This window comes from Catenuloplanes sp. NPDC051500 (genome assembly GCF_044454585.1).
Classification (GTDB): domain Bacteria; phylum Actinomycetota; class Actinomycetes; order Mycobacteriales; family Micromonosporaceae; genus Catenuloplanes.
This window is the reverse complement of the sequence record NZ_JBITDX010000003.1, coordinates 231,329-250,911: the sequence shown is the minus strand read 5'-3', so window position 1 is coordinate 250,911 and position 19,583 is coordinate 231,329. Positions and strand designations below refer to the sequence as shown.

The window sequence follows — 19,583 nt, the reverse complement described above, 5'->3', positions numbered from 1 at the left end:
CGAGAGTCCGAAAAGCTCATTGGGCGTCCTTCAGGTTCTGCTGCTGCGGACCCGGGTCGTCCCCGGCGGGCTTCCCGTCCCCGGCCGCGTCTCCGGTCTGCCCCGGAGCCTGCCGGCCGGTCGAGTCGGGCGCGGGGGTCTTCGCGTCCGGGTTACGGGCTTCGGCGGCGCGGACCTCGGGGTCCTTGACGTCGCCGCCGGAGCTGTCACTCGGGCCGCGACTGGTAACGGCGCCGACCTTGTCCTTGACCGCGTCCACGAGCTTGCCGGGCGCGGCCTTCACCGCCGTCGCAACCTTGGCCGGCGCCGAAGCCGGCTTGGCCGCACCGTCCGCGTCCTTGCGGGGGATCGGCGTGTCCAGGTTGAAGCCCGGCACCGAGATGCCGTGCTCCTGCGCGAGCGTGACGCCGCGCAGCGTGGGCGCGCCGGCGACTCCCTCGCCCACCGCACCCTCGCGCGGGTCGGAGAAGCCGGCCAGCTGCACCGCCATCTCCTTGAGCGTGCAAAGCCGTGGCGCCCGGCTGGGCGTCGGCGGGTTGCCGGCCCGGAGCGCCTCGACCACCTCGACCGCCGAGTCCGGCGTGACGTTGTCGAAGAAGTCGTAGTTGACTGTCAGCACGGGGCCGTAATCGCAGGCCGCGAGGCATTCCGCGTGCTCGAGCGTGATCTTTCCGTCGGCCGTGGTCTCGTCGTGCCCGACACCGAGCGTCTCGGCGAGCGTGTCGTAGACCTCCTGGCCGCCGAGCACGTTGCACATGGTGTTCGTGCAGACGCTTACCAGCCAGTCGCCGGTCGGCCGGCGCTTGTACATCGTGTAGAACGTGGCGACCGCGCCGACCTGCGCCTTGTTGATGCCGAGCACCTCGGCGCAGAACGACACACCGGCCGGGCTGACATAGCCCTCCTCGCTCTGCACCAGGTGCAGCAGCGGGAGCAGCGCCGACCGCTCGCGTCCCTCGGGGTAGCGGGCCAGAATCGCCCGCGCCCGCTCGTAGACCGTTTCCGTGAAGACCGTCGTCGTCATCTAGCGATCACATCCACCCATAACCGGATCCAGCGAGGCGCCGCCGGCGATGACGTCGGCCAGCAGCGCACCCTCGGCCATCGCGGGAATGGCCTGGAGGTTGACGAAGCTCGGCTCCCGGTAGTGCACCCGGTAGGGACGGGTGCCTCCGTCGGAGACCGCGTGCACGCCGAGCTCGCCGCGGGGCCCCTCGATCGACACGTAGACCTGGCCGGCCGGGACCCGGAAGCCCTCGGTGACCAGCTTGAAGTGGTGGATCAGCGACTCCATCGACTGACCCATGATCTTGGCGACGTGCTCGAGCGAGTTGCCCATGCCGTCCACGCCGATCGCGAGCTGCGCGGGCCAGGCGATCTTCTTGTCCGCGATCACCACCGGGCCGGGCCGCAGCCGGTCCAGCGCCTGCTCGACGATCTTCATCGACTCGCGGATCTCGGCGAGCCGGACCTGGTAGCGGCCCCACACGTCGGCAGTTGTCGCGGTCGGCACGTCGAACTCGTACGTCTCCAGCCCGCAGTACGGCATGGTCTTCCGCAGGTCCCAGCCGAGACCGGCCGCGCGCAGCACCGGGCCGGTGATGCCGAGCGCCATGCACCCGGTCACGTCAAGCACCGCGACGCCTTTGGTCCGCTCGTGCCAGATCGGCTGGCCGCTGAGCATGTCCTCGTACTCTTTGAGCTTCTTCGGCAGGTACTTCAGGAAATCGCGCGTCTTGGTGACCACGGAGTTCGGGATGTCCTGCGCGAGCCCGCCCGGCCGGATGTACGCGTGGTTCATCCGCAGCCCGGAGGCCTCCTCGAAGATGTCCAGGATGTACTCACGCTCGCGGAAGCCGTAGAGCATCATCGAGATCGCGCCCAGCTCCATGCCGGTGGTGGCCAGCCAGACCAGGTGCGAACTGATCCGGTTCAGCTCAGTCATCAGCACGCGGATCGTGGTGGCGCGCTCGGTGATCTGCTCCTCGATGCCGAGCAGCTTCTCCACCGCAAGCGCGTACCCGAGCTCGTTGTGCATCGGCGCCAGGTAGTCCATGCGGGTCACGAACGTCGAGCCCTGCACCCAGTTCCGGTACTCGATGCTCTTCTCGATGCCGGTGTGCAGATAGCCGATGACCGGCCGCGCCTCGGTGACCGTCTCACCCTCGAGTTCCAGCACCAGGCGAAGCACGCCGTGGGTGGACGGGTGCTGCGGCCCCATGTTGACAACGATCCGCTCGTCGGTGAGCGGATCGATGCCGGAGACGACCTGGTCCCAGTCCCCACCGGTGACGGTGAAGACCTTGCCCTCGGTGGTCTCGCGCTCGCTTGCATACGACTGCGTCATTGGTAGGTCCTCCGCGCGTCCGGCGGCGGGATCACGGCGCCCTTGTACTCCACCGGGACACCGCCGAGCGGGTAGTCCTTGCGTTGCGGGTGGCCCTCCCAGTCGTCCGGCATCAGGATCCGGGTCAGGTTGGGGTGGCCGGCAAAGATCACGCCGAACATGTCGTACGTCTCCCGCTCCTGCCAGTCGGCGGTCGGGTAGACCGCGGTCACGCTCGGCACCTCGGGCGCATCAGGCGTGACCGCCACCTCGAGCCGCACCCGGCGGCGGAAGGTCAACGACGTCAGCTGGTACGTCACGTGCAGCCGCCGCTCGTCCGAGCCGAGGTAGTCCACCCCGGACACCGAGGAGCACAGCTCGAAGCGCAGCGCCGGGTCGTCCCGCATCACGCGGCACACCTCGGCGATCCGCTCCGGCGCGATGTGCAGCGTCAGCTCGTCGCGGAACACCACAACCTTCTCGATGGCGTCGCCGAACTGGGGGTACGCCTCCTGAAGCGCGTCGTACACCTCGTCCAGGTACCCGCCGAACGGCCGCGGCGGCGTGACGACCGGCGGCCGCTGGCGCACCAGGCCACCGAAGCCGGAGGTGTCACCGGTGCCGGCGACGCCGAAGAGTCCCCGGCCCGCCCGGGTGGACGGCGGGTAGTCCGCCGGAGCACCTGTGGTCGCGCCGGCCGGGGTCGGGGTCACGTCGGTCATGACGCACCGCCCCGCAGGTGGTTCTGCGCGTTCATCCAATTCTCGATGCGGAGCTGCTCCTCGCGGCCCTCACGCACGGCCTGCTCCCACTGCGCGCGGCGGGCCGGGTCGGCCCGGTAGGACGAGGGCATCGCACCCGCGGCGACAAGCGGCATCTTGCCGTCGGCCTTGCGCTGGTCGAGCATCTTCCGCCCGTTCGGCCCGAGCGGCGCGATCATGACCTTCTCGCGCATCTTGAGGATCGCGTCGATAAGCATCTCCGGCCGCGGCGGGCAGCCCGGCAGGTAGACGTCGACCGGGATGATGTGGTCGACGCCCTGAACGATCGCGTAGTTGTTGAACATGCCGCCGGACGAGGCGCAGACGCCCATCGAGATGACCGAGCGCGGCTCGGGCATCTGGTCGTAGATCTGCCGGACGACAGGTGCCATCTTCTGGCTCACCCGGCCCGCCACGATCATCAGGTCGGCCTGCCGGGGCGAGGCACGGAACACCTCCATGCCCCATCTGCCCAGGTCATAGTGGGGTCCGCCGGCCGCCATCATCTCGATGGCGCAGCATGCCAGGCCGAAGGTAGCGCCCCAGAACGACGACTTCCGTGCCCAGTTGGACAGCTTCTCCACACTGGTCAGCAGAATGCCGCTCGGCAGCTTCTCCTCGATACCCATGCCCGGCCCTCCTTCCCAATCCGTTTCAGGTGCGGGTTGTGCGGGGGTTGTGCACCGCGGGGGTTGTGCAACAAGCCGGGAGCTAGTCCCAGTTCAGGCCGCCGCGCCGCCAGACGTAGGCGTACGCGATGAAGACGGTGCCGATGAACAGGACCATCTCCACCAGCCCGAACAGGCCGAGCGCATCGAAGGACACGGCCCACGGGTAGAGGAAGATCGTCTCGATGTCGAAGACGATGAAGAGCATCGCGGTCAGATAGAACTTGATCGGGAAACGCCCACCCCCGACCGGCTGCGGCGTCGGTTCGATGCCGCACTCGTAGGCGTCGAGCTTGGCCCGGTTGTACCGCTTCGGCCCGACGATCGGCGCGATCGAGACGGAGAACAACGCGAAGAGCGCGCCGAGGACGAACAAGGCGACGATGGGTACGTACGGCGAGAACGACATGTCGTCTCCTGGGTCCGGACGGGGGTGGGGGGATGTTTCCTGGTATTACCTTTGTGATCTCTGTGACACTGACACTATTAGCGGCTCGAAACCGCGTCGCTACCGGGGGTGGTCAGACCGCGGGCGCGACCTTTGTCATCGCATTGATGACCCTGTCCATGGCGTCGCCGCCACGGGGGTCGGTGAGGTTGGCGAGCAGCTTGAGGACGAACCGCATGAGCAGCGGCTGAGGCATGCCGTACCGGGTGGCGATCTTCATGATCTCGGGGCGGCCGATCATCTTCACGAAGACGCCGCCGAGCCGGTAGTAGCCGCCGTACCGCGTCTTCAGCTCCGCCGGGTAGGCGCGCAGCGCGCGCTCCCGCTCCGGGCCCTCCGCACGGGCCAGCGCCTGTGCGATGACCTCCGCAGCCAGCTCGCCGGACTCCATGGCGTAGGCGATGCCCTCACCGTTGAACGGGTTCACCATGCCGCCCGAGTCGCCGACCAGCAGCGTGCCCCGCGTGTAGTGCGGCACCCGGTTGAAGCCCATCGGCAGCGCGGCACCGAGGATCGGGCCGTCCGCATTCGCCTCGTCGTTGGTGCCCCACTCGCCGGGCGTGGTGGAAAGCCAGTCCAGCAGCATGTGCCGGTAGTTGGTCTTGCCGTAGCCGGCGGAGGAGTTGAGCACGCCAAGGCCCACGTTGACCCGGCCGTCACCCATGCCGAAGATCCACCCGTACCCCGGGAGGAGCTTGTCGGGGTTCTCCCTGGAGCGAAGCTCCAGCCAGGACTCCAGGTAGTCGTCGTCGTGCTTGACCGGCGACGTGTAGTAGCGCCGGACCGCGACGCCCATCGGCCGGTCGTCGCGCTTCGCGATGCCGAGCGCGAGCGGCAGCCGGCCGGAGACGCCGTCCGCGGCGACCACAAGCGGCGCCCGGAACTCGACCGGCTCCTTGCCGGGACCGGACTCCGCAGTGACGCCGATCACCCGGCCGTCGTCGTCGAGCACCGGGCCGGTGACGTTGATGCTGTTCCGGACGATGGCGCCGGCGTCGGCCGCCCGCCGTGCGAGCATCTGGTCGAAGTCGAGCCGGGTGCGGGTCACACCGTAGTTGGGGAAGCTGGCGAGCTCCGGCCAGTCCAACTCCAGCCGGACGCCGCCGCCGATCACCCGCAGGCCCTTGTTCCGCAGCCAACCGGCCTCTTCGGACGTGTCGACGCCCATCTTGATCAGCTGCTTGACCGCGCGCGGGGTCAGCCCGTCGCCGCAGACCTTCTCCCGCGGGAACTCGGTCTTCTCGAGCAGCAGGACCCGGACCCCGTGACTGGCAAGGTGATATGCGGTCGCGGAGCCTCCTGGGCCCGCGCCCACCACGATCACGTCGGCCTGGTCAGCCTCAACGTGCGTCACGGCCACACCTCCTCGCATGTGCTAGTGAAGAACTTCACAAGCATGTGCGAGAGCAGTGTAGGCCCGCTTCTGATCTTTGTGTGTCTTAGGCCACCCTTATTGTTTCCGATTCGTTAAAGAGTTCTAGATAGATCACTCTCAGGAGTGACAAATCCACTCTTTCAGGGCGGTCTTCGGGTGCTATGCGGCTTTTGTCTCACCGCTGCGCGCCGAGATCACCTGCTTGACGCCGCCGCAACCCGGCTTCTCATGATCAAACTCAACCCCGAAGAGCACGACCTGGAAGCTCCTCTTCCCGCTCTCGCGGTGGTCGCGACCCGCACGCTCCCGCGGGCATCGAGTCCCGTCGGCGACCGGTCCAGAACCACACCACGGCCACTGCCGGACGCACCCCGCGGGAGCCCGGCTCGCGGTGACGACTCAGGGCTTGACGGCCCGGTGCAGCGCGACGATGCCACCGCTGAGATTCCGCCAGGCGACCTCGGACCAGCCGGCGCCGGCGATGCGGGTGGCCAGCCCGGCCTGATCCGGCCAGGCGCGGATCGACTCGGCCAGGTAGACGTAGGCGTCCGGATTGCTGGAGACCGAGCGGGCCACGGCCGGCAGCGAGCGCATCAGGTACGACATGTAGACGCCCCGGAACGCGCCGTTGGTGGGGTGGCTGAACTCGCAGACGACCAGACGCCCGCCGGGGCGGACCACCCGGGCCAGCTCGGTCAGCGCGCCGTCCACGTCCACGACGTTGCGAAGCGCGAAGGAGATCGTGACCGCGTCGAACGTCTCGTCCCCGAACGGCAGCCGCAGCGCGTCGCCGGCCAGCAGCGGCACGTCCGGGCGCACCCGGCGGCCGGCGCGGAGCATCCCCTGGGAGAGGTCCAGACCCACCGCGAACGCGCCGGACCGGCCCAGCTCAAGCGTGGAGACGCCGGTGCCGGCGCCGACGTCGAGAACGCGCTGCCCGAGCTTGAGCTGCAGTGCGGCCCGGGTGGCCCGGCGCCAGCCACGGTCCTGGCCGAATGAGAGCACAGTGTTCGTCAGGTCGTAGTTGCGCGCCACGCCGTCGAACATCGTCGCGACCTCGTGGGGCTGTTTGTCCAAGTCTGCGCGGCTCACGCCGTCCACTCTGCCAGAGGCCCGGCGCACGCGTCCGCCGGGCTTTCGTCAGGACATGAAAAAACCGCGGACCCGGTTTGCACCATGGTCCGCGGCACTGAATCTCTATATCAACGCCTATTGGCGGGTCGGATCATCATCCTCGGGCCTGCCGGTAACGATGCGGACTCGGCGGGACCGCGAAATCATGACGCTCACGCGACAATCGACCCGGATAGCGTCGCAATACGCCCACTTGCGACACCTCGCCGGAATACGACGATCCGGAATGCGACAACGCCGCGAGCCTCTCGGCCCGCGGCGTTGTGGTGGTGCTTTAGCGGTGACTCAAGGCCACCGAGCGCTACGTCAGAGCGACGAGTTGCCGTCACCCGGAGCAACCGTGACGACCCGACGACGGCGGGCCATCATGAACATCGCGGCACCGGCCACGAGGACCGCGGCACCGAGGCCACCGATGACGCCGACCTTGACACCGGTGTTCGGCAGCGGGGGCTCCTCGCCGCCGCCACCGTTGCCACCCGGCAGCGCCACAAGTGCGACGAAGTCATCGCTGTGCACGACCGGCGGCGTGGTGGGCGGGGTGGTGGGCGGCGTCGTGGGCGTGGTGGTCGACGGCGACGGCGACGGGCTCTGCGACTGCGAGGCGGAGGGAGACGGCGACGGGCTCTGCGACTGCGAGACGGACGGCGACGGCGACGGGCTCTTCGACTGCGAGGCGGACGGCGACGGCTTCGGCGACTCGGAGTGCGGCGGGTTGTGCGGGTGGCCGCAGCCGCCGCCGTTGCCCTGCTGACGCCAGCGGTCGCGACCGTTGCCGCGCCCGTGGTTGGGGGTCTGCTTGAACGACGCCAGCGTGATGTCGGAGTCGGTGCCGTTGAAGGCCGCCGGCACGAACTCGGCCGCGTCGGCCTTGATCTCGGCCTCCGCGCCGGTCTCGAACACGGCCGCGCTGGTGATCTTGCCGGTGGACTTGCCACCCTCAAGCTTCGGGCCCTTGACGCCCTCGGCGATGGTCACCTGGAACGGGACGTCCCACTTGGAGTAGATCTTCTCCGCGGGAACCTCCTGGCCGACCGGAACCAGGTTCCAGTCGCCGGCCAGCTCGCAGGTGACGGTCTGACCCACGTACTCACAGGACGTGTACTTGTCAGCCGCGGCGCCCTTGAAGGTGACGCCGTCCGGAAGCGTCACGCTGAGCTCGAAGCCCGTGATGACGACGGAGCTGGCATTGGCGATTGTGGTGTTGACCACGGCGTCACTACCCGGGGGCAGCGGCGCTCCGTTTGCACCGGTGATGTCGGCGGTGACGATGCTGAAATCGGCGGCCGGAGCGGCGGCAAAGGCCGGGGCGGCGAAGAAGCCGGTGGCGCCCGCAGCCAGCGCAGTGGCGGCACAGAGACGGGCGAAGTTCCGCGTGCGGAACGGCATTATGTGGCTCCTCGGTACGAGGACGGTCGGGACGCTGGGACGTTAACGAAGACGTATCAATCCGTCTACTGCACAAATCGGACAGTCCGCTGTGAGCCATTCCTCGCAGGTCATCATATGTCCGGATTTGTGAAGAGTTAAAACGGGCTTAAGTGGACCTTTGGCCCGCCTGTGGTCGACAAAAATTCTCCGGAAAGCAGCATAAACATCGACCGAACGGGGGATCGGCCGCGCGTAGAAGCGCTCCCAAATATGCGCGCTAAGCGTTCGGGCAGTCACTCCATGCATTCACGTCGACAAAAGCGCGCTGCACCACCGAAGAAGCACGGCAAGCGCACCGGAACACGAAGAAGCGTGAACACTCAACAATGTGGACTGTCACACCGCATAAGCCTTGCTAAAACCCGGTAGTGACCGGCAGTTACCACGAGTCGTTACGCAGAGCAATCACACAACGCCATCAAGAGCGGACAAGGACGGATATGACCCCCGCACGCTAACCAATGCGCGCAACCCCGTCATCGCGCGAATCAAGCCGCAATCCCGGCCGTGAGAGCGGCATCGACTCCCGTGTCCGGATCACGCCGTCTTAAAACGGTCTTAAGCGATCCTTTGCCCCATCTGAATAGCGCGCCCCTCACCAGAAGGACGATTGCGGAATGGGCCGAACGGCAGACCGGCACAGAGAAAAGCGCGGCCCCCGACGCCGGGGACCGCGCTGCAGAGCGGAACGGCTCAGTGCGCCTCGACAAGCGGCAGCGACCGGCCCACGCCACCACCGGGAATCGCGATCGACGAGAAGTGCGACGTGACGCGGTCGTCGGTCGGGTCGTCCGCGGGCGTGTGGTGCACGGCCAGGTGGCGGTAGAGCGTGTCGCGCTGCGCCGGGATGCGGCCGGCCGACCTGATCATCGCGATCAGGTCGTGCAGGTTCGACCTGTGCTTCGCGCCGGCGGAGGAGATCACGTTCTCCTCAAGCATGATCGAGCCGAGGTCGTCCACGCCCATGTGCAGCGACAGCTGGCCGACCTCCTTGCCCGTGGTCAGCCAGGACGCCTGCAGGTGGTCCACGTTGTGGAAGAAGATCCGCGACATCGCCACGAACCGGAGATATTCCAGCGTGGTGGCCTGGGTACGGCCCTTCAGATGGTTGTTCTCCGGCTGGTAGGTCCACGGGATGAACGCGCGGAAGCCGCCGGTCCGGTCCTGCACGTCGCGGATCATCGCGATGTGCTCGACGCGCTCCGCGTGCGTCTCGCCGGTGCCCATCATCATCGTCGCGGTCGACTCGATGCCGTGCCGGTGCGCGGTCTCCATCACCTCGAGCCAGCGTGCGCCGGACTCCTTGAGCGGCGCGATCGCCTTCCGCGGCCGCTCCGGCAGCATCTCCGCGCCGGCGCCGGCGATCGAGTCCAGCCCGGCCGCCTTGATCCGGAGGATGGCGTCCTCGATCGAGATGCCGTCGACCTTCGCCATGTGCAGGATCTCGGACGGGCCGATCGAGTGGATGACCAACTGCGGGTAGGCGCCCTTGACCGAGGAGAACAGTTCCTCGTAGTAGGCGGTGCCGTAGTCCGGGTGGTGACCGCCCTGCAGCATCACCTGGGTCGCGCCCAGGTCGACGGCCTCGGCGCACCGGCGGAGGATCTCCTCCATCGGGTGCGACCAGCCCTCCTTGTGCTTCGGCGCGCGGTAGAACGCGCAGAACTTGCACGCGGTCACACAGACGTTCGTGTAGTTGATGTTGCGGTCGATCAGGTAGGTGACGATGCCGTCCGGGTACCGCCGCCGGCGCACCGCATCGGCGGCCTCGCCCAGCTCGTGCAGCGGGGCATCGGTGTAGATGAGCAGCGCCTCCTCGGGCGTGATCCGCCCGCCGTCCGCGCCACGCTGCAGGATGTCGTCGATCTCCCTGTTCACCGTCACCCCCCGAGCGTACGTCCATCGGGTCACGGCCTGCCGCGTCCCAGGTCACGATGCCGGTATCGTCGGACGGTCCGCGCAGAGGAAGAGGTCGCACATGCTGGTGGTGCACGGCGGCTGGCACGACGGCCGCCTGGCGCTCTGGGCCGAGGACCCCACGCGAGCGGGCGAGGACACCAAGAGCCAGATCAAAACCACGATCAAGCCTCATCGGTACGCCGCTGGGGCACACGATCTGGCCGGCGCGATCGACCTGGCCGGCGAGGAGACCGTGCTCGTCATCGCGCTCCCCAGTTCCACCCGGTCGCCGCTGCCGTCGCCGGAGAGCGGCCTGACGGTCGCCGCCCGCGCGCCCAAGCTGGCCCGCTGGACCGTCCCGGCACTGCTTGTCGACGCGCGCCGCGCGCTGCAGTTCCTGCGCGCCGAGACCGACGGCACCTGGGCTCCGGCCGAATCGCTGCGCTATCTGGGCGCCGTCGCCGAGCTGGCCGAGGACCTGGTCCGGCGCGGCCGGATGCTGCCACAGCTGGTGCGCGGCGAGGCCCGCCCGCACGCGGCGCGCAACGGCACACCACGCCGCGCGGTGAACGACGCCGCACCGAGCCGCGCGGCACCCGACGAGGCTCGCTGGCGTGCCGTGCTGACCGGTTCGGACGCGGCCGCGTTCCGGTCCTTCGCGCAGGCCATGCCGCCGGTCTGCCGTGCACTCGGCGACACCGAACAACACGCTGACGCCGTACTCCGGCAGGCGCTTGATCTTCTGGTTGATGCCGCGGCCCGGCAGGTCTTCCCGGAGCGGCTGCTGCTCGGTCACCGGCCCGGGAAGACGGCGCCGCTTGCCGATCGCTGGGTCGTGGCGCTCTCCGGCGACGACGCAACATTGCCAGGCGCGAAGAAGGCCGAGGCCGAGGCGCTGCAGGCGGCGCTGACGGAATGGTTCGAGGCGGCGCAGGCGGCGAACGGACCGGCACGGGTGAGCTTCCGGCTGGACGAGCCGGTGCGGGGCGCGGACGAGTGGTGGCTTGAGTTCGCGTTGCAGTCCACGGAGGATCCGGCGCACTACGTGACCGCGGAGGACGTCTTCGAGGGCGCGGCGGAATGGCCGCGCGCGGACGAGACGCTGCTGGCCGGTCTGGGTCGCGCGGTGCGGCTGTTCCCCGCGCTCTACGAGTCGCTGCGCAAGGCCCGGCCGGACGGCATGGAGCTGGACACGGCCGGCGCGTTCGACTTCCTCAGCGCGGCGGCGCCGTTGCTTCAGGCCGCGGGCTACGGTGTGCAGCTCCCGTCGTGGGCCGGCAAGCGCGGCCTCGGCCTGAAGCTCACCGCGAGAACCAAGAAGACCACGTCCGGGCCGAAGGCGGTCGCGTCCCAGGGCTTCGGCATGTCGGAGCTTGTCGACTACCGGCTGGACCTGATGGTCGGCGACGAGACGATCGACGCGGCGGAGCTGGAACGGCTGGCACTCAGCGCGGTACCGCTGATCCGGGTGCGCGGGCGCTGGGTGGAGCTTGACGACCGGCAGCTCAAGGCCGCGCTCAAGGCCGTGGGCCGGCGCCGCGAGGGCGAGCTGACCGCGGCGGACGTGCTGGCCCAGGTGGTCGACGGCGGAGAGTCGGACCTGCCGCTGCTGGCCGTGGACGCGGACGGGCCGCTCGGTGACCTGCTCTCCGGCCAGGCCGCGGAACGGTTGACGCCGATCGCGACGCCCGAGGGGTTCGCCGGCACGCTCCGGCCGTACCAGGAGAGGGGTCTGTCCTGGTTGTCGTTCCTGTCCAAGCTCGGGCTCGGCGGGATCCTGGCCGACGACATGGGCCTCGGCAAGACCGCGCAGACGCTCTCCCTGCTCGTGTCCGAAAAGGCAGACTCGACCGGCCCCACGCTGCTGATCTGCCCGATGTCGCTGGTGTCGAACTGGCGCAAGGAGGCCGAGCGGTTCGCGCCCGGGCTGACCGTCCACGTGCACCACGGCGCCGGACGCGACCCCTCGGCGCTGAGCAAGCACGACCTGGTGATCACCACCTACGGCACCGCGCTGCGGGATCTTGAGCTGTTGCAGGAGCAGCAGTGGGAGCGCGTGGTCTGTGACGAGGCGCAGGCGCTGAAGAACAGCGGCACCCGGCAGGCGCAGGCCGCGCGCGCGATCCCGGCCCGGACCCGGCTGGCACTGTCCGGCACGCCTGTGGAGAACCACCTCGCGGAGCTGTGGGCGCTTCTCGAATTCTGCAACCCGGGGCTGCTCGGCACGGCAAAGCGGTTCCGTTCGCGGTACCAGGAGCCGATCGAGGCCCGGCAGGACGAGGCCGCGGCGCACGCGCTCAAGCAGGCCACCGGGCCGTTCATCCTGCGGCGCCTGAAGACTGACAAGTCAATCATCTCCGACCTGCCGGAGAAGCTTGAGGTCAAGGTGTGGTGCACGCTCACGCCGGAGCAGGCCACGCTCTACGCCGCTGTCGTCGAGGACATGATGGCGACCATCTCGGCGAGCACCGGCATCGAGCGGCGCGGCAACGTGCTTGCCGCGATGACCCGGCTCAAGCAGGTCTGCAACCACCCGGCGCACCTGCTCAAGGACGGCTCCGCGCTGCCCGGCCGCTCCGGCAAGCTGGACCGGCTGGAGTCGCTCTGCGAGGAGATCGTGGCGGACGGGGAGAAAGGGCTGGTCTTCACCCAGTACGCGGAGTTCGGCACGCTGCTCCAGCCGTACCTGCAGGCCCGGCTGGACCGCCCGGTGCTCTGGCTGCACGGCGGCCTCACCAAGGCGCGGCGGGACGAGCTGGTCGAGACGTTCCAGACCTCGGACGAGCCGACGATCTTCCTGCTCTCGCTGAAGGCGGCCGGGACCGGGCTCAACCTGACCGCCGCGAACCACGTCGTACACGTCGACAGGTGGTGGAATCCGGCCGTCGAGGACCAGGCCACGGACCGGGCGTACCGGATCGGCCAGCGTAAGAACGTGCAGGTCCGGAAGTTCATCTGCACCGGCACCCTTGAGGAGCGGATCGACGAGATGATCGAGCGGAAGAAGGCGCTCGCCGAGTCCGTGGTCGGCACCGGCGAAGAGTGGATCACCGACCTGTCCACGGACGCGCTGCGCGACCTCTTCGCGCTCGACCCGTCGGCGGTGGGCTGATGCCGGTCGGACGTGACGGCTGGTTCGAGGCCGCCAAGCCCATCGAGGTCAGCGGCGGTCTCAAGGCGCGCTCACAACGCGGCGCGATCGGCGAGCAGTGGTGGTCACGGCATTTCATCGAGATCCTGGAGGGCATCTGCGATCCGGGACGACTCGCCCGCGGCCGCGCCTACGCCCGCAAGGGCCAGGTGCTCAGCCTGTCGGTGGCGCCCGGCACTGTCACGTCCGAGGTTCAGGGCTCGCGGCCGAAACCCTACAAGGTCACGATCACCATCCAGCGGTACGACGAGAGCCGCTGGGACGCGATCTCGTCGGAGCTGGCCTCGCAGGCGCTGTACCGCGCGAAACTGCTTGCCGGCGAGATGCCCACCGAGATCGTCGAGGTCTTCGACGCACTCGGCGCGCCGCTGTTCCCGGCCGAGCTGGACATGGAGTGCAGCTGCCCGGACTGGGGCTTCCCGTGCAAGCACCTGTCCGCCGCGCTCTACCTGCTCGCGGAGGCGTTCGACGACGACCCGTTCCTGGTGTTGGCGTGGCGGGGGCGTACCCGGGAGGAGCTTCTGGGGTCGTTGGGCACGGCCGGTCCCGCCTATGACGCGCTGGCCGTGGAGCACGTGCCGCTTGCCGACGCGCTTGACGGTTTCTACGCGCCCGGCGCTTCCCCCGCCAAGCTCCGCGAGCACGGCATGAATCGCGTCACGGCCCCTCCTGACCTGCTGCTTCGCGCGCTGGACCCGCCCGAGATCCGGGTTCGCCATATTCCGTTGGTGGATCTGCTGCGCGCGGCCTACCGTTCGCTTGATGGCGGTGACCTGCCGACGGACAGTGCCGGCTGACGACCAGGGAGACTTAAGCTGCGGTTGTGGGGCAGGACGAGATGAGTTATCGGCGACTCGGCGACTCGGGTTTGACGGTCTCCGCGATCGGCCTCGGCTGCAGCAGCTTCGGGCGCCGCCTGGACGCGGACGCCAGCCGGGCCGTGGTCGACGCCGCGCTCGACTCCGGGATCAACTTCTTCGACACCGCTGACGTGTACGGCGAGCCGCGCGGCACCTCCGAGCAGTTCCTCGGCGCCGCGCTCAAGGGCCGGCGCGACGACGTGGTCATCGCCACCAAGTTCGGCATGGACATGGCCGGCGGCAACGGGCAGGACTTCGGCGCCCGCGCGTCCCGCCGCTACGTGACTCGTGCGGTCGAGTCCTCGCTACGCCGGCTGGACACCGACTACATCGACCTCTACCAGCTGCATCGGCCCGACCCGGCCACGCCGATAGAGGAGACGTTGTCCGCACTCGACGACCTGGTCCGGGCCGGCAAGGTGCGTTACCTGGGCTGTTCGAACTTCGCGGCCTGGGAGATCGTCGACGCGGCCTGGACCGCCCGCACCACGCACCGGACGCCGTTCATCAGCGCGCAGAACCGGTACAGCCTGTTGCACCGCGACCCGGAGGCCGAGCTGCTGCCCGCCTGCCAGCGCTTCGGCCTGGGGCTGCTGCCGTTCTTCCCGCTGGACAGCGGGCTGCTCAGCGGCAAGTACCGGCGCGAGTCACCCCCGCCGGTGGGCGGCCGTCTCTCGGATGAGCGCTATGCCGCGCTGCTTGCCGACGCGCCGTGGGACGTGATCGAGACGATCGAGAGCTTCGCCCAGGTCCGCGGCAAAACCTTGCTCGACGTGGCGATCGCGGGCCTGACCTCGCGGCGCGGCGTGTCGAGCGTGATAGCCGGTGCCACAAGCCCCGAACAGGTCCGGGCGAACGCGGCCGCCGGTGCGTGGCGCCTGAGTGCGGACGACCTGGTCAAGCTGGACGCGATCCGTTAGCCGTCGTAATCGACTGTGAGTGCGTCGGTGAGCGGGACGGACTGGCAGGTCAGGATGTAGCCGGCGGCCACGTCGTCCGGCTCCAGCGCGTAGTTGCGTGCCATCTCGACCCGGCCCGAGGTCAAGCGGGCGCGGCAGGTGGCGCAGACACCGCCCTTGCAGGCGTAGGGAAGCTCGGCGCGGACCGCAAGCGCGGCGTCGAGCACCCGGGTGTCGTGGGACATCGTGGTGCTTGACTCGCGGCCGTCCAGGCGGAACGTCAACGCGACGTCGCCCGCGGCGCCCACCGGCACGATCGGGGCCGTCGGTTCCGCTCCGGCGTAGAACAGCTCCGCGTGCACCAACGGCGCCTGCACCGCCTCGCGGGCCTGCACCGCCTCGCGGGCCGTCTCGACCAGGCCGGCCGGGCCGCACAGGAACCACTCGTCGATGTCCTGCGGAACTAGGTTGCCGAGCAGCAGCTCAAGACGCGGACGGTCGAGACGGCCGGAGAGCGCGGGCGACAGGCCCGGCTCGCGGGACAGCACGTGCAGAATCTGCAGGCGGGACGGGTAGCGGTCCTTCAGGTCACCGAGCTCGTCCGCGAACATCACGCTCGCGGCCGCGCGGTTGCCGTAGATCAGCGTGAACGTGCTGGCCGGCTCCGTGGCGAGCGCGGTGGCGATCAGGCTCAGCACCGGGGTGACGCCGGAGCCGGCCACGATCGCGCCGTAGCGTCGGGTGCGGCCCGGGTCGAGCGCGGTGGTGAACGTACCGAGCGGCGGCAGCACCTCAAGCGTCGCACCGGCGAGCAGCGCGCGGACGCCGTGGCTGCTGAACGCGCCGCCCGGCACCTCCTTCACGCCGATCCGGATCCTTCCGGCCTCCGCCAGCTCGGACGGGGTCGAGCAGATCGAGTAGGAGCGGCGCACGTCCGGCGCGTAGCGGACGGTCAGGTGCTGGCCGGGGCGGAACGCGTAAACAGCGCGCAGCTCCGGCGGCACCGCGAACGTGATCGTGACCGCCTCCGCGGTGAGCCGCCCGACGGCCGCCACCGGCAGCGGGTGCCAGACCGGGCGCCTCCGTACCATCGTGGTCATGGTCATCGCTCCTTGACCCGCGGGAAGGGTTCCGCGCAGGCACGGCAGCGCCACACCGCGGTGCACGCGGTCGAGCCGAAGCGGCTCAGCTCCTCGGTGTCCGGCGAGCCGCAGCGCGGGCAGCGCACGGAGATCGTCAGCAGCGGCTTCACCGCGGGCGGCGCCAACCCGGCGTCCGCAAGTTTGCGGCGGCCGTCCGCGCTGATCCATTCGGTGCTCCACGGCGGGTTCAGCCTGGTCAGCACCTCCGCGTCCGGATAGCCGGCGTCCGCGAGCGCGGCCCGCACGTCCTCGCGGATCACGGACACGGCCGGGCAGCCGGTGTAGGTCGGCGTGATCGTCACGGCGACGCGGCCGCCGTCCAGCTCGTCGACCGCGCGCAGGATGCCCAGCTCGGCGATGGTCACAAACGGCAGCTCCGGATCGACGACAGCCGAGGCGGCAGACAGCGCGGTCGTCACCACGCCCTCCGGGTTCACGGCCGCGGCCGTGCCCTGCGGGTGCGGGGTCACCAGCGTGCGCCCGGATGCGCGCGGTACAGCGACTGCATCTCGTCGAGCAGCGCGTCAAGGTGTGCGGTGTGCCGGCCGGCGCGGCCGTTCGTCTCCGGCTCCGCCGGGCCGGCCGCGGGCGTGCGCAGCGTGGCCTCGGCAAGCGTCGGGGCGATGAGCGCGTCCCACTCCGCGCGCGTCGGCGTCACCGCGACGCCTGGCAGTCGCTGCGCGACCGGATCAGGAGCGAAGAACTCGCGGGTGTACGGCCAGAGCGCGTCGATCGCGTCCTGCATGCGCCGATGCGACTCGCCGGTGCCGTCGCCGAGCCGGATCGTCCACTGTGCCGCATGGTCGAGGTGGTAGGCGGTCTCCAGCCCGGCCGTGGCCGCGATCCCGGTCAGCCGCACATCCGCCGACTCCACCGCGAGGCGGGCGTAGAGCGGGCGCTGCCAGGCCGCGAGGAACAGCAGCTTGGCGATGGTGACAGCGAAGTCGCCGTTGGGCAGCTCGACAAGCACGTGGTGGCGGAACTCGGCCGGGCCGCGCAGAAACGCGAGCGTGTCCTCGTCGCCGTCGCCGGTCAGCTCCGCCGCGTACTCGAGCAGCAGGCGGGCGGCGCCGAGCTGGTCGAGCGCGATGTTCGCAAGCGCCACGTCCTCCTCCATCTCGGGTGAGGACGCGTACAGCTCGCCGAGCCGCTGGGCGGCGATCAGCGCGTCGTCGCCGATCCCGAGCAGGTAGGCGGCCAGGTCCGCGGTCACAGGTGCGGCGCTCCGTCCGGGACCTGGTAGTAGGTGGGGTGGCGGTAGGCCTTGTCCGGGGCGGTGGCCACGGCCGGATCGTCGGAGGTGACGATCGCTGTGGACGGGACGACCCAGACGGAGACGCCCTCCTGCCGCCGGGTGTAGAGGTCGCGGGCGTTGCGCAGCGCCATGGCCGCGTCCGGCGCGTGCAGGCTGCCGGCGTGCGTGTGCGACAGGCCGCGGCGCGGGCGGACGAAGACCTCCCAGAGCGGCCAGTCCGCGCTCACGCCCGTACCCCCGCGGCTTTTCGGGTGTTCTTCTCCGCGTATGCGGTGGCGGCCTCCCGGACCCAGGCGCCGTCCTCGTGAGCGGCGCGGCGGTGGGCCATGCGCTCGTCGTTGCACGGGCCGTCGCCGCCGATCACACGCATCAGCTCGTCGAAGTCCGGCGGGGTGAAGTCGTGGGTCTGCCGGGCGTCGTCCCAGCGGAGCGCGTCGTCCGGGATGCGCAGACCAAGCACTTCCGCCTGGGGTACGCACATGTCGACGAAGCGCCGGCGCAGCTCGTCGTTGCCGAAGCGCTTGATCTTCCAGGTCATCGAGCGGGTGGAGTGCGTCGAGTCGGCGTCCGGCGGGCCGAACATCGCCAGCGACGGGTACCACCAGCGGTCGAGCGCGTCCTGGGCCATCGCGTGCTGGGCCTCGGTGCCGTGGGCGAGCGTGTGCAGCAGCTCGTAGCCCTGGCGCTGGTGGAACGACTCCTCCTTGCAGATGCGCACCATGGCCCGTGCGTACGGCCCGTAGGAACAGCGGCAGAGCGGGACCTGGTTGACGATCGCGGCGCCGTCCACAAGCCAGCCGATCGCCCCGATGTCCGCCCAGGTAAGCGTGGGGTAGTTGAAGATCGAGCTGTACTTCTGCCGTTTCTCCAGCAGGTGGCCGACCAGCTCGTCGCGGGTCACGCCGAGCGTCTCCGCGGCGGCGTAGAGGTAGAGCCCGTGGCCGGCCTCGTCCTGCACCTTGGCGAGCAGGATCGCCTTGCGCTTGAGACTTGGGGCCCGGGTGATCCAGGAGCCCTCCGGCTGCATGCCGATGATCTCGGAGTGGGCGTGCTGGGCGATCTGGCGGATCAGCCCTTTCCGGTACGCCTCCGGCATCCAGTCGGCCGGCTCGACCTTCTCCTCGGCCGCGACCAGGGCGTCGAAGCGTTCCTCGCGGGTCAGCTCATCGATGCCGTCCATCACCCGAGTGTTACACCACACCGGCACGCAAGCAATAGACTGTCACACGCGGCGAAACCGGCATTTTCTACTTTTCGGGCATAGGATCATTCTCGTGGGTAAGCGACGAGCAGTGCCACGGCGCCGGGCAAGCGGGCTGATCCTGCCCGCCGCCGTGCTGGCGGTGCTCGCGGCCGGCAGCGGCGTCGCCGTCATGCGCCTGGTCCCGGACGACGCACAGGCCGCGCCCGCGATCTGGCACACGCCCGCCGCTCCACCGGCGCCGCCGCCCCGGGTGCTGGAGAAGGCCGCGGTGCCGCCGACCTCCGCACGCGTCCTGGAGTCCCGCCCGGCGGACGAGGTCCGACCGGCCGCCGTGCACCTCGACGACGACGCCTGGTGGTCCTGGGCACTGCTCGACCACCGCACCGGGATCGTCTCCGGCTCACCCAACCTCGGCGAGACAAGCACCACCGCCTCCCTGATCAAAGCGTGGATCGGTGCTGACTTCCTGCGCCGCGCGGACGAGGCCGGCCGCCGCCCCGGCCAGTCGCGCATGCGCCAGCTCCGCATCATGATCCGGGACAGCGACAACGACGCGGCGGAGTCGCTCTGGGCCGCGGTCGGCCGGTCCGAGTCGATCCGGCGGCTGCAACGCCTCTGCCAGCTGGTCGACGGCGGGCCGCACCGGCAGATGTGGAGCAACACCCGGCTCTCCGCCCGCGACGTGGCGCTGCTCGGCCGCTGCCTCGCGGACGGCCGGGCGGCCGGCGCGACCTGGACGCCGTGGCTGCTGCACGAGATGCGCGCGGTCCGCGGCGTGGGCGACTTCGGCCTGCGCCGGGCGTTCCCGGCCACGGTCGCGCCGACCATCGCGATCAAGAACGGCTGGGTGGTCCGGGAGACGCTCGGCCAGTGGCACGTGAACTGCCTGGCGATCGGCGACGGCTGGAGCATCGGCGTGATGACCAGGTATCCGGCGTGGCGCGGGTTCGACTACGGCGCAGCCATCTGCCGGAAGGTCGGCCGGCAACTGCGGTCCTGAGCCACCCCGCCGAGCGATTTCTGAGGGTTT

At 69.7% G+C, this 19,583-nt stretch carries 18 protein-coding genes; 4 read left to right on the top strand and 14 right to left on the bottom strand.

Annotation, left to right across the window (positions count from 1 at the left end):
- Positions 1 to 16: 16 nt before the first annotated feature.
- The 9 genes from nuoE to mqnC all read right to left on the bottom strand — a co-directional run bounded on the left by nuoE (position 17) and on the right by mqnC (position 10,027).
- The gene (gene nuoE / locus ACIA8K_RS07735) at positions 17 to 1,024 is read right to left on the bottom strand and encodes an NADH-quinone oxidoreductase subunit NuoE (RefSeq protein ID WP_396056131.1); all 1,008 of its coding nucleotides are present in this window, start codon (positions 1,022 to 1,024) and stop codon (positions 17 to 19) included.
- Positions 1,025 to 2,347: an NADH-quinone oxidoreductase subunit D gene (locus tag ACIA8K_RS07730; RefSeq protein WP_396056129.1), complete on the bottom strand. Its 1,323-nt coding sequence runs from the start codon at positions 2,345 to 2,347 to the stop codon at positions 1,025 to 1,027.
- Complete coding sequence (locus ACIA8K_RS07725) at positions 2,344 to 3,048, bottom strand: NADH-quinone oxidoreductase subunit C (protein ID WP_396056127.1); 705 nt, start codon at positions 3,046 to 3,048, stop codon at positions 2,344 to 2,346. The genes ACIA8K_RS07730 and ACIA8K_RS07725 overlap by 4 nt, the downstream gene beginning before the upstream one ends.
- The gene (locus ACIA8K_RS07720) at positions 3,045 to 3,716 is read right to left on the bottom strand and encodes a NuoB/complex I 20 kDa subunit family protein (RefSeq protein WP_396056125.1); all 672 of its coding nucleotides are present in this window, start codon (positions 3,714 to 3,716) and stop codon (positions 3,045 to 3,047) included. Before ACIA8K_RS07720 ends, ACIA8K_RS07725 begins: the two co-directional genes overlap by 4 nt.
- Before the next feature lie 82 nt (positions 3,717 to 3,798).
- Complete coding sequence (locus ACIA8K_RS07715) at positions 3,799 to 4,164, bottom strand: NADH-quinone oxidoreductase subunit A (protein WP_396056123.1); 366 nt, start codon at positions 4,162 to 4,164, stop codon at positions 3,799 to 3,801.
- Positions 4,165 to 4,276: 112 nt separating this feature from the next.
- Positions 4,277 to 5,575: a geranylgeranyl reductase family protein gene (locus ACIA8K_RS07710; protein ID WP_396056121.1), complete on the bottom strand. Its 1,299-nt coding sequence runs from the start codon at positions 5,573 to 5,575 to the stop codon at positions 4,277 to 4,279.
- A 402-nt stretch (positions 5,576 to 5,977) separates the two neighbouring features.
- Positions 5,978 to 6,670, bottom strand: a complete 693-nt coding sequence (locus ACIA8K_RS07705; RefSeq protein WP_396056119.1) for a demethylmenaquinone methyltransferase — start codon at positions 6,668 to 6,670, stop codon at positions 5,978 to 5,980.
- 348 nt (positions 6,671 to 7,018) lie between these two features.
- The gene (locus tag ACIA8K_RS07700; RefSeq protein ID WP_396056117.1) at positions 7,019 to 8,101 is read right to left on the bottom strand and encodes an LPXTG cell wall anchor domain-containing protein; all 1,083 of its coding nucleotides are present in this window, start codon (positions 8,099 to 8,101) and stop codon (positions 7,019 to 7,021) included.
- A 735-nt stretch (positions 8,102 to 8,836) separates the two neighbouring features.
- Positions 8,837 to 10,027, bottom strand: coding sequence for a cyclic dehypoxanthinyl futalosine synthase (mqnC, locus tag ACIA8K_RS07695; RefSeq protein WP_396056114.1), 1,191 nt, complete (start codon positions 10,025 to 10,027; stop codon positions 8,837 to 8,839).
- 94 nt (positions 10,028 to 10,121) lie between these two features.
- Here mqnC and ACIA8K_RS07690 point away from each other — a divergent pair, with 94 nt between their 5' ends.
- Genes ACIA8K_RS07690 through ACIA8K_RS07680 form a run of 3 tightly spaced genes read left to right on the top strand, consistent with a single transcriptional unit; the run spans position 10,122 to position 14,973 of the window.
- On the top strand, positions 10,122 to 13,154 hold the full coding sequence (locus tag ACIA8K_RS07690; RefSeq protein WP_396056112.1) for an SNF2-related protein: 3,033 nt from the start codon (positions 10,122 to 10,124) through the stop codon (positions 13,152 to 13,154).
- The gene (locus ACIA8K_RS07685) at positions 13,154 to 13,990 is read left to right on the top strand and encodes an SWIM zinc finger family protein (protein WP_396056110.1); all 837 of its coding nucleotides are present in this window, start codon (positions 13,154 to 13,156) and stop codon (positions 13,988 to 13,990) included. Before ACIA8K_RS07690 ends, ACIA8K_RS07685 begins: the two co-directional genes overlap by 1 nt.
- A 41-nt stretch (positions 13,991 to 14,031) precedes the next feature.
- Complete coding sequence (locus ACIA8K_RS07680; RefSeq protein WP_396056108.1) at positions 14,032 to 14,973, top strand: aldo/keto reductase; 942 nt, start codon at positions 14,032 to 14,034, stop codon at positions 14,971 to 14,973.
- Here the strand turns inward: ACIA8K_RS07680 and ACIA8K_RS07675 are convergent.
- The 5 genes from ACIA8K_RS07675 to paaA are packed head-to-tail and all read right to left on the bottom strand — an operon-like array spanning position 14,970 to position 18,529.
- On the bottom strand, positions 14,970 to 16,058 hold the full coding sequence (locus ACIA8K_RS07675; RefSeq protein WP_396056106.1) for a 2Fe-2S iron-sulfur cluster-binding protein: 1,089 nt from the start codon (positions 16,056 to 16,058) through the stop codon (positions 14,970 to 14,972). The genes ACIA8K_RS07680 and ACIA8K_RS07675 overlap by 4 nt on opposite strands.
- Complete coding sequence (paaD, locus tag ACIA8K_RS07670; protein WP_396056704.1) at positions 16,055 to 16,513, bottom strand: 1,2-phenylacetyl-CoA epoxidase subunit PaaD; 459 nt, start codon at positions 16,511 to 16,513, stop codon at positions 16,055 to 16,057. The genes ACIA8K_RS07675 and paaD overlap by 4 nt, the downstream gene beginning before the upstream one ends.
- A 47-nt stretch (positions 16,514 to 16,560) precedes the next feature.
- Positions 16,561 to 17,307 (bottom strand): 1,2-phenylacetyl-CoA epoxidase subunit PaaC, encoded by a 747-nt coding sequence (gene paaC / locus ACIA8K_RS07665; protein WP_396056104.1) that lies wholly within the window; start codon positions 17,305 to 17,307, stop codon positions 16,561 to 16,563.
- Positions 17,304 to 17,576: a 1,2-phenylacetyl-CoA epoxidase subunit PaaB gene (gene paaB, locus ACIA8K_RS07660; RefSeq protein ID WP_396056102.1), complete on the bottom strand. Its 273-nt coding sequence runs from the start codon at positions 17,574 to 17,576 to the stop codon at positions 17,304 to 17,306. The genes paaC and paaB overlap by 4 nt, the downstream gene beginning before the upstream one ends.
- Positions 17,573 to 18,529 (bottom strand): 1,2-phenylacetyl-CoA epoxidase subunit PaaA, encoded by a 957-nt coding sequence (paaA, locus tag ACIA8K_RS07655; protein ID WP_396056100.1) that lies wholly within the window; start codon positions 18,527 to 18,529, stop codon positions 17,573 to 17,575. The genes paaB and paaA overlap by 4 nt, the downstream gene beginning before the upstream one ends.
- 94 nt (positions 18,530 to 18,623) lie before the next feature.
- On the opposite strand from paaA, the gene ACIA8K_RS07650 reads away from it, so the two are divergent.
- Positions 18,624 to 19,553, top strand: coding sequence for a hypothetical protein (locus tag ACIA8K_RS07650; protein WP_396056098.1), 930 nt, complete (start codon positions 18,624 to 18,626; stop codon positions 19,551 to 19,553).
- Positions 19,554 to 19,583: the final 30 nt, after the last annotated feature.